5 protein-coding genes are annotated in these 10,743 nt (G+C 59.3%); 4 read left to right on the forward strand and 1 reads right to left on the reverse strand.

The features are described from left to right. Positions 1-189: 189 nt before the first annotated feature. Complete coding sequence (locus Q6E04_RS05495; protein WP_303249803.1) at positions 190-3,903, forward strand: leucine-rich repeat protein; 3,714 nt, start codon at positions 190-192, stop codon at positions 3,901-3,903. A gap of 170 nt (positions 3,904-4,073) precedes the next feature. Beyond that, complete coding sequence (locus Q6E04_RS05500; RefSeq protein WP_303249804.1) at positions 4,074-5,348, forward strand: ATP-binding protein; 1,275 nt, start codon at positions 4,074-4,076, stop codon at positions 5,346-5,348. Between the two features lie 76 nt (positions 5,349-5,424). Here Q6E04_RS05500 and Q6E04_RS05505 read toward each other — a convergent pair whose 3' ends face one another. Next, positions 5,425-7,011 carry a response regulator transcription factor gene (locus tag Q6E04_RS05505; protein ID WP_303249805.1) on the reverse strand — a complete coding sequence of 529 codons (1,587 nt, stop codon included), beginning with the start codon at positions 7,009-7,011 and terminating at the stop codon, positions 5,425-5,427. A 368-nt stretch (positions 7,012-7,379) separates the two neighbouring features. Between Q6E04_RS05505 and Q6E04_RS05510 the strand changes: the two genes are divergently transcribed. After that, positions 7,380-9,092 carry an FAD-binding protein gene (locus Q6E04_RS05510; protein WP_303249806.1) on the forward strand — a complete coding sequence of 571 codons (1,713 nt, stop codon included), beginning with the start codon at positions 7,380-7,382 and terminating at the stop codon, positions 9,090-9,092. A 464-nt stretch (positions 9,093-9,556) separates the two neighbouring features. Beyond that, positions 9,557-10,743 (forward strand): molecular chaperone DnaK (dnaK, locus tag Q6E04_RS05515; RefSeq protein WP_303249807.1); only part of this gene is annotated, 1,187 nt, incomplete at its 3' end.

Genomic DNA, 10,743 nt, shown 5'->3' on the forward strand with positions numbered 1-10,743 from the left:
CTACGGAAAGGATGCGCGCGGTATGGGAAGAATAAAATCGACGCTGCTTCGAGTGTTGTCTGTCTCGGTGTTGGCGCTGGCGTGTTGCACCCAGGTTGCCTTTGCGGTCGAGGGGGGGGTGCTGCTCTCGCGGCCAATTCTTTAGAAGACATCGAGTTCGAACAAGATGGCATTACCTTCACGGCCGATTTGGACGTTGATGCTAAGACGGCATGTGTTACGGACATTTCCGATCCGGCAGCCGAGGCAACAGTGACGATTCCCTCTTCGTTCGAGCATGAGGGCGCTTCGTATACCACGACGGAGCTGCAATGGGGCTTTTTCTCGAGCAAACGTAAGAATGTAACCGAACTGGTTTTGCCCGACACCTTGACGCATGTCAACGGAGCAAGCTTCGGGAAGTTCCCCAACGTGACCAATTTGGCCATTCCAGGTTCGGTCAAGATGTTCGACGGCAGTTTCCAGAATATGGAAAACCTTACGGCGCTCACCTTCGGGGAGGGCGTCGAAGAGATAGCCTCGAATTCCATGGTGAATAATTGTTCTGCGTTGGGCCAGATCGACCTTCCTACGACTCTTAAACGCATCTCGGCGCCTCATGTATTCGGCGGGGCCACGGCTCTTGAGGGCATCACGCTGCCCGAAGGGGTTGAAATAACGGAAGGAAGCCTTTTCTCTGGTTGTACGGCGCTTAAGAGCGTGAATTTGCCGGCATCCGTCACGAGTATTCCGTCGAGCACTTTCGAAGGGTGCACTAGCCTTACCGCCGTTACTGCTGAAGGCTCTATCGTTTCGATTGGCCAGAGTGCATTCAGTGGGTGCACGCTTCTTACCACCATCCCCAGCCTTTCCCAGGTCACGAAGCTGGAGGGGTCGGCTTTTAACGAATGCCGCTCTCTTGCGGGCCCGGTCGACCTGGGCAACGTGACCGAAATGGGCTCTTATGCGTTCAATGAGTGCAGGAAGCTGACCGGAGAGGTCAACCTGTCCAATCTGGACAAGATTCCCGATCATGCCTTCACGTATTCCACCGTCATCCCTGTCCAATTTAGCGAAACGCTTCAGTCGATTGGTAAATGGGCGTTCGTTTGGTCGGGCGCGACCGAGGTCGAATTCCCTGTAACGCTCCAGTCGATAGGTTCTTATGCCTTCTATGGGTCGGATCTGACGGGCACCGTGAAAATTCCCAACGGCGTTACATCTGTCGGTAAGGGTGCGTTCGAGAAAACGTCGGTGGAACGCTTCGAGGTCGGCAGCGGCTTGAGGGAGGTTACGGAAGGTGCGTTTAAGTCGCACGGTCTCAAGGAAATCGTTTTCGACAACAGCCAGGACAACGTTAACATTGCTGCCGGCGCCATTCCCGAAGGCGCCACGGTTATTTTCACGCAGCCGTCCATTGGCGATGACGTGGGCGATGCCATTTCGAGCGAACCCGGCGCCCTTTCCTTGCAGGATGCTGTGAACAAAGCCGCAGCCGATGGCGGTACGGTTGTGCTGAAGAAACACGTCAAGCTGAGCGCGCCCGTCATTGTTCCTGCGGGCGAAACCGTTACCGTTACCGCCGACGAGGCGTCTGGCGAGGCATTTCAGATTTCCGGAACCAAGCAAGGCGCGACAACGTTGAAGAATCTGCTCGTCGTGGAAGAAGGCGGTTCTCTGGTGGTGTCGGGCAAGGTTGTTTTGCACGGTCGCCACAACACGGGAAGCGTGGTGCTGACCAAGGGGGCCTTCGAGCTGGGCGAAGGTGCCCAGGTGAAAGGCTCCAGGCTTGCGGCTGATTCTGCAAACGCTCTTGGCCCGATCGGCCTGGGCGTGCTCGATGCTCGGGGTGCGAATGCCTCCATCAATCTGACCGGCGGCGTGGTCGAAGATAACGCTCTGGCCGGTGACGGCATGGCGTATAGCGGAATCGTGCGCATTGCCGAAGGTGCGCGCCTGAGCATGAGCGGGGGAGAGATTTCCGGAAACAGCGCCCTTGCGTCGAATGCCCTGAATACGTCTTCCGGCATCCTGCTTCTGGGGCATGCTTCCGCAGACCTGACGGGCGGATCGATCAGTGGCAATAGCGGTCATCGTGGGTCGGCCGTGATGCTGTTCGGCAGCGACGACAACAACCGGACAAAGCTTTCGTTGACGGGCGACGCGTCGCTTTCGGGCAACACCTGCACTTCCATCAACGCTGTCCAGGGCTCTGGTGCCGTGCATGTTGAAAATAACGCCGAGTTCGTCATGCGGGGCGGCTCCATCAGCGAGAACAAGGGCGTTCAGGGCGCAGGCGTATGTGTGGTGGATGGAAAGCTGCAAACCGGACAGGCGGACGAATGCAACACCGCCTTCGTCATGGAAGGCGGCTCCATTCTCAAGAACAGGGGCAATACCGGCGGCGGAGTGTATTCTTACAGCAACGGCGTCGAGTTGAAGGCGGGGCGCATCGCCGAGAATACGGCCGCCAACATGGGCGGCGGCGTGTACAGCGAAGGCAACTACGACTATTACAGCACGCTGCATCTTTCCAACGCCTTGATCGCCCAGAATACCGCGCGCCTTGGTGGCGGCATGTGGTTCTGTGCGACAGGCGAAACCGTGGTGCATGTGACCGAAGGCGCTGCGATGTTCGACAACGTGGCGAAAGACAGTGCAATCGGCCAAAAGGCGGCGGGCGACGACTTCGTTTTCTCGTCGCGTCCTGTCGACAACCACCCTGCAACATTGGCAAACCGCATGCTCGGCGGTGGTGCGGTTGCGTGGCATAACGATGGCGCCGTGTATCTGCCCGCGTCCGGTGTGTATCCGTCGACGAACGAAGATGTTCCGCGTTATGGCCAGCAAGGCGCCGATCCTTTGCCGGTGACGATCGAGAGCTACGTGAGCTGCATTGCCTTGAAGGCCGTTCCTTTTTCCGACGAGGCCAAGGCCGCGGCCGAGAAAGAGGCGAAGCTGGTTATTGCAGGCAACACGGCCGATAAGGGTGGCGGCATCGGCGCCAACGGCGGTGTTGTGGTGGGCCAGGGCGACGTCACCTTGGTGAAGGTTTCCAAGGTCTGGCAGTGCGATGCTGAAGCCGACCGCCCTGCGTCCATCACGGTCAACCTGCTGCGCAACGGCGTGGTGGTTGATGCGGCTGCTCTTACGGCCGACGGTGGCTGGGCTTGCGAGTTCACGGGCCTTCCGACGCATGATGCGAACGGCGTGAAGTACGAATACGAAGTATCCGAGGTGAGCGTTCCCGGGTATGCAACGACGATCTCCGGCAATGCCGCAGACGGCTACGTTGTCACCAACACGAAGTCGAGCGTGCCGGATGGCGGAGGAATCGACGTAAGCCTTACCGTGAACAAATCCTGGAAGCTTGACGACGGGGGCGAGCCGTCCGAAAGCGTTTCGGTCGAGTTGCTGCGTGATGGCAAGCGTTACGATGTGGCGCAGCTGGACGAGGCATGCGGGTGGAGCAAAACCTGGACCGGTCTCAGCGGGCGCTACAGCTGGTCGGTTGCAGAGGTGGATGCTCCCGAAGGGTTCAGCTCGAGCGTTTCGCATGAGGGTGATGTCTGGACGATTGTCAACGACGACATTGCTTCGGAGCCTGGTCCTGAGCCAGGGCCCGATCCTGACCCCGATCCTGATCCGGACCCTGAGCCTGAACCTGGCCCCGATCCCGAAAATCCTGATGTGGAAGACCCCGACCAGCCGGCTGATCCTAGCGGCGATGGCGGCGGCCAGGGCGATGACGCGTCGAATGACAGCGGCGGCGGCACTGGCGCCGGCGAGTCGGCTGACGGGGAAGATGGTGCTACTGGGTTCGCGAAGACCTCCGACGGCATGATGACCCTTGCGGGCGCGACTGCGGCGTGCGCATGCGTGGCCGCCGTCGTCGCGCTAACGGTGTGGCGCCGCAAGGCCTAAGGGCTGCGCCGTCTCCAGTTTCATAACAAACGCATTTGCGCAAGGAAGGCACCCGAGGGTGCCTTCCTTTTTTCATATGATTGGAATCGGGCGAATGTGGTCTAGTTGTCGAGTATACTGGACAAAAATGATAGTATATTGTCCAGTATACTCGACAGAATGGATGTCAGATGAATCACGATATGCTCAAACGAGTGGTCTTCGACCAGCATCAGATCATTCGCGAGGCGGCGATCGTTCCGCGCAGATATCATCTTGATCCGCAGGCCAATTATGTTGTCACGGGTTTGCGGCGTGCGGGCAAATCGACATTGCTCTACGGGGTTGTTCGCCAGCTGGTGGAATCGGGCGTTGCCTGGTCGCGCATCATCTATATCAATTTTGAAGACGAACGACTCGCCGATTTCTCTCTGACAGATTTCGAGGACATCACGCAGGTCCAAGCCGAACTGAGCGACGAACGCGGCTTTTACTTTTTCGACGAGCTGCAAAACATTCCTGGCTGGGAAAAGTTCGCGCGTCGTATGGCCGACGCGGGCGAGCGCGTTTACATCACTGGCAGCAATGCGACCATGTTAAGCGGCCAGATTGCATCGACGCTCGGTGGCCGCTACTTCGTCCAGCATGTAACCCCGTATCGCTTCGATGAATACCTCGATGCCCAAGGTCAGCCGCGCGACGAAGCGGCGTTGTTCACTTCGAAGGAAATCGGCAGGATTGCGCGCCATTTCGATGGCTTTTATCGCAACGGTGGCTTTCCCGAATCGTTGCGCTACGAATTGCCCCGCGCTTACGTTGAAAGCGTGTATCAAAAGGTGCTGCTCGGCGATATTGCAATGCGCAATCAGGTTCGCAGCCCCGATGCCCTGCGTGTTCTTATGAAGAAGGTGGCAGAAACTGTGCGCAGCGATGTTTCGTATTCGTCGCTTTACAACACGCTCAAATCGATCGGCTATGGCATTTCGAAAGACACGCTCATCGCCTATCTCGGGTATGCAAAGGAGGCCTATCTTATCTTCGATATCAAAAATGCGGTCACCAAATTTGTCGAGCGCGAGAGCAATCCCAAGTACTATTTCTCCGACAACGGCTTGCTGAACCTCTTCTTGGCCGACCGCGACACCGCGCTGCTGGAAAACGAAGTTGCCGTTGCGCTGCGTGATGCATACGGTGATGCCCTGCATTATCTCAAGTCGAGCAAGCACGGCATCGACATCGACTTCTATCTTCCCGACGTGAAATGCGCCGTCCAGGTGGCATATTCCATAGCGGGCCCCGCGCGGCGGCGCGAGATTGAAAATCTCGTGAAGCTGCACCGACTTGATGCCGAAGTGAAACGCCTGTTCATTGTCACGAAAAGCGAAGAGGAGACGATTGAAGAGGACGGTTGCGTCATCGAAGTGCTTCCAGCATGGAAGTTCCTTCTCAAAGAGTGCTTGTCCTGATGCGCTCCGAACGCCGCGCGCCGTGCATTACGACGCATGCTGCGAACTGAATCGAACTGCCCGCTTCCTCTAACGGCTATTCGAGGCCGGTCTTTTGCTTCTCCACCTTGCTGATCAGTTCTTGGTGGGAATGCACGTCGAGCTTCGTGTAGATGTGGCGCACATGGGTTTTCACGGTGTTGCGCGAAAGCACCAGTTCTTCTTGGATGAAGGGGCTTGTGCGCCCGCGCGCCAAGAGGCGCAACACGTCCGTTTCGCGGTTCGTCAGGTTGCATGTGCGGGCGATTGACAAACATGCTTCGTCGATCGGGTCGATGGTGGGCTGGGTTGTTATGGCCGGGTTCGCCGTTTCGGGTTCGTTTGCTTCGCTGCCTGCGTCTGCCGATTGGTTTCGCGAAGGTTCTACTTCGGAGGCCAGTCCATTCTCTGCGGAATTTTCGCCGCCTGCATTTTCATCGACATGTGCGGGCAAAACCGATTCGATCGCGCGGTCGAAGCTGAAATTGCGTAACACGACATAGTTGTAGGCAATGAACACGAAGGCCAGAGCTGCCGTTGTCCACAATGGGGCCGAAGGGGCGATTTGTGCGGCCGCCGTTGCCGCCTGTGCGATCGGCGCGCCGATTCCGATGCCGAGCCATTGGGCGGCAAGCACCGTCGATGCAACGAAGACGGCTCCTAGCTTATTGCGGTATCCCACGGCGGCAACAATGCAGTAGGCAAGCATGTTGAAAAGGTCGGATCCTGCGGAAAGCAAGATGTCGTGCGCCTGGCGCCCCATTGCGTCGTAGCAAAGCGGCAGTGCAAACGGCGCGGCAAGCAGCCCTGCGATGATGCAGAGAACCGCCGCGCGGTAGGAAGTATCGAGCGAAGGGGAGCGTCGGAGCATTGTTGCCACAAGAACCGCTGCAACGGGCAAGCATGACAGGGCAGCCGATCCAAGGGGAAGGGCGGCCGCGCTGCTTGCGAGCGAATAGCCGCAGACCACGTTGAAGAGCATGATCGATACGAAGATCAGATGCGAAAAGGGAAGATACGAAGAGGGGCTTGTGACATTCAGCACTTCGGGGGCGTTTGCGTCGCGCATGGTTTTCATGACCGCGTGCGCATCGGAGCGTGCAAGCAGGCATGCGGCGGCAAGCGTGACGGCGTAAAACGCGATCGAGACTTCTATAGAGGGCTTGCCAAGGGCATCGACCGCCGCATTGGCGGCATATTGCATGACGAAGGCTGCAGGAACGGCAAGTGCTGCCTGTTTGGGGCCTCGTTGCGCCAGTGAAACACCGACGAGCACCGACACCCATGCTCCGCCGATTCCGCCGAACGGGCTTCCCATTGCAAGCATGGGCGTGTATTGCCCGGAAATTCCCCCATAAAGGCTTGCCGCCGCGACTGCGGTTGCTCCAAGGCAGACGATCGACCAGAACCGTTCGCGCAAGAGGGATGGTTTGCGGTAGGCGGCAACGGCAAGAAAGACGGAAAACGCCACGCCGCCATAGGTGGAAACCTCGCGTGCGGCAGGCAGGCCTTCGGCGACGGCGGGAAAGATGCTCGTGTTCAGCACGTGGGACGAAACGAGCACGAGCGCCAAGGCGAGGCACGTGCGTGCGGCGTCGGAAAAGCCCGCGTCTTGTGCGGGGCTGCTTGTGTTGCAAGGCTTCATCGAGGTCCTTTCGCGCGCTGCCTGCATCGCATTCTCACCGAAGTTGCGCCTGTCGGCGGCGCGACGGCGCCTGCTCGCTGCGGCAATCGTTGCGAGGCGTTCGCCGCATGCGTTGCGCGTCTTTTGCTCTTTCGGCGGGCGCTTCGCCATGGGCGGCAGGCTGCCCTTTGTTTTGTGGAAAGCGTACCGGAACAGGCGAGGAAACATTGCGCCGCTTCTCACCCCCTGAAGGCTATTTTCTTGATGAATTTCCGTAAAAGACCAGTTCGTAAGAGGGTTAAGACGGTTCGCGTCTGCAGGGTGACGCAACGCATCCAAGGCGGTCGTAATGTTTCGGGCATCCACTGCACGAACCAGAGGAGGGTGCTATGAGCAAAACGAACCAGGGAAACGGCGTGCGCATGACGCGTCGTAATTTCGTTGCCGGAGCGGCTTTGGCAGGTGCTGCCGCGTTCGGCGCGGGAATGACGGGATGCGCTCCGAAAGGCGCGCCTGAAGCCGGTGCTGCGAAGACTGATGCCGCCGCCAACATTCCCGCGTGGCTTGGCCAAGAGCCCGAAATCGCCGATGCCGACATCGTGAAAACCGAAGAGACGGATTTTTTGATCATCGGCGCAGGCACGGCGGGCCTTTGTGCGGCGGGCACTGCGGCCGATGCGGGCATGAAGTTCATCGTGGCTGAGAAAAACGACAAGGTTCCCGAAACGCGCGAATATTGGGGCATCGTGAATTCCAAGCCTGCGCTTGCCCAGGGTGGCGAAGTGGACGGCATGAAGCTTCTCAACGAACTCACCCGCTATGCGTCGGGCAAATGCAACCAGGGTCTTATTAAGATGTGGATCGACGAATCGGCCGAGACGTTCGATTGGGTCGACGCCATGATGACGGCGCAAGGCAAGCAGGTCGTCGTCGATATGCCGGGCGATCACGCCACGGGCGGCACCGATTACATGACCCCGGTGCTTCAGCATATCTATCTGACCCCGTACCAGCCTCCCATGCGCAACGACGTCATCCTCGAGCACGTTCAGCAGAAGGCCCCTGACAGCGTGCGTTTCAAGCATGCGCTGGTCAAGCTCGACCATGCAGAAGGCTCGGTGACGGGCGCCGTGTTCGAGACTGACGAGGGCTACGTGCGCATCAACGCGAAAAACACGCTGTTGGCAACGGGCGGATATCCTGCGAATCCCGTCATGATGAATGCTTTGCAATCTGCGGCCGTGGGATGCTGTACTGCATCGAGCTACTATCTTTCCGACGACGGCTTGGGCCTGCGCGCCGGCATCTGGGCGGGCGGCGTGAAAGACGCCGACGCCGCTCCGATGATTTTCGACCGCGGCGCGGTGGATGCGGGTGTCGACTGCGGATACCTGGGCGAAGGCGACGACGCGGCGTTTCCCGGAACCATCTTCCAGGAAAACATCGGCAGCCAGCCGTTCATGAAGGTGAACCGCAAGGGCGTGCGCTTCTGCAACGAATCCACCCCGTATGACTTCTTGTGCTTCCAGGCGGGCCAGCAGCCGGGCGGCGTGTGGTGCGAAGTGTTCGACGCGAACGCTCCCGAAGACATCCTGCGTTTCGACACCATGGGATGCTCCGGTTTCGCGAAACAGATGATGGCCGCTGGCATGCCGCTCGAGGAGTTCGTCGCCGCTTCGAAGGATGCGGGCATCCTGAAGAAGGCCGACACCCTTGAGGAACTTGCCGAGCAGCTCGGCTTCGAGGGCGAGGCGAAAGACGCCTTTCTCGAGCAGGTCGAACGCTACAACGCCCAGTTCGACGCGCAGGCAGACGACGACTTCGGCAAAGAGGCCTATCGTCTTTCCGCGATCCGCACCGCGCCGTTTTACGGCCTGTGGTTCGGCGGAACGCTGCTTACCACGCTCGATGGTCTGAAAATCGACGAAGAGTGCCGCGTTCTTGATGCGAAAAACGAGCCGATCGGCGGCTTTTATGCCGCAGGCGATGTGTCGGGCAGCTTCTTCTCGGGCAATTATCCCGAATACATCGTGGGTGTGGCTTCGGGCCGCTCGTCGGTTCAAGGCCGCCATGTTGCCCGCAAGCTTGCAGGTGAAATCTAGTTCGAGGGCTTTCGTTTCGGCTTTTGTGCGACTTATCCGATTCTTGCAGCATTCGTGCGTTGCGCGGTGCATGCTGCGAACCCAGGCAAATACACCCGGCTTTTCGCCAAGGCGCCCGCTTTCCCCTCCCTCCCTTTGAGCGGGCGCTTCTAACCCGTCGTTGCCGATCACGGCAGCGGCGGGTTTTTCGTTGGGCGGCAGCGGAAGGCTCAGATTACCGTCGAACATGACAGTTAGGTAACATGCCCAATTAATTGTGAGATAAGTTGACAACGCTAGACTTAGATTTTATATTGGCAATCGTACCGAAGGGGCTAAGCCCCGAAGGCGCAGGCTCGGCGTCGAAGCCGCCGTCGTGGGCGGCATTCGGATGAGCAACCTGAACGAGGTAATAGCAGTCGGCGGGAAACCGCCCGTGGGGGCCGCGCAAAGCGGCCTTCGCACAAAAGAGAGGACTGATACATATGGGCAAGATTCTTGGCATCGACCTTGGCACCACCAACTCCGCCATGGCCATCATGGAGGGTAACGAGCCCACCATTCTTGTCAACGCCGAGGGCGACCGCACCACCCCGTCTGTGGAGGGCTTCCGCAAAGACGGCGAGCGCGTGGTGGGCAAGGCCGCGAAGAACCAGGCCGTCACCAACCCCGAGAACACCGTGTCGTCCGTGAAGCGCTTCATCGGCCGCAACTTCGCTGAAACCACCGAAGAGCAGAAGACCGTCGCTTACAAGGTTGTTTCCGGCAAGGACGGCCGTGCTGTTGTCGATATCGACGGCAAGGATTACACTCCCGAGGAAATTTCGGCCATGGTGCTGCAGAAGCTGAAGGCTGACGCCGAAAAGCGCGTGGGCACCACCATCACCGAGGCCGTCATCACCGTTCCTGCATACTTCAACGACGCCCAGCGTCAGGCCACCAAAGACGCCGGCAAGATCGCGGGCCTCGATGTGAAGCGCATCATCAACGAGCCCACGGCCGCTGCTCTGGCTTACGGTCTCGACAAGGTTGACAAAGACCAGAAGATTCTCGTCTTCGACCTCGGCGGCGGCACCTTCGACGTGTCCGTGCTCGAGCTGGGCGACGGCGTGTTCGAGGTTCTGTCCACCGCAGGCGACAACCACCTGGGCGGCGACGACTGGGACCAGCGCGTCATCGACTGGATGGCTGACAAGTTCAAGGCCGACAACGGCGGCATCGACCTGAAGGCCGACCCCATGGCCCTGCAGCGCCTGAAGGAGGCTGCCGAGAAGGCCAAGATGGAGCTTTCCAGCACCACCCAGGCCAACATCAACCTGCCCTTCATCACCGCTGACGCCACCGGCCCGAAGCATCTCGACTACACGCTGACCCGTGCCGAGTTCGAGCGCATCACCAAGGACCTGCTCGACCGCTGCAAGCAGCCCGTCGAGCGCGCTCTGAAGGATGCGGGCCTTTCCACCGGCCAGATCGACGAGGTCATCCTGGTCGGCGGCTCCACCCGTATGCCCGCCGTTCAGGAGCTCGCCAAGACCATGACCGGCAAGGTCCCCAACATGTCCGTGAACCCGGACGAGGTCGTCGCCATCGGCGCGGCTGTCCAGGGCGGCGTTCTCTCCGGCGACGTCGAGGGCATCCTGCTGCTCGACGTTACCCCGCTGTCGCTGGGCGT

The organism is uncultured Slackia sp., assembly GCF_959608125.1.
In the GTDB taxonomy this organism is placed as follows: Bacteria; Actinomycetota; Coriobacteriia; order Coriobacteriales; family Eggerthellaceae; genus Slackia.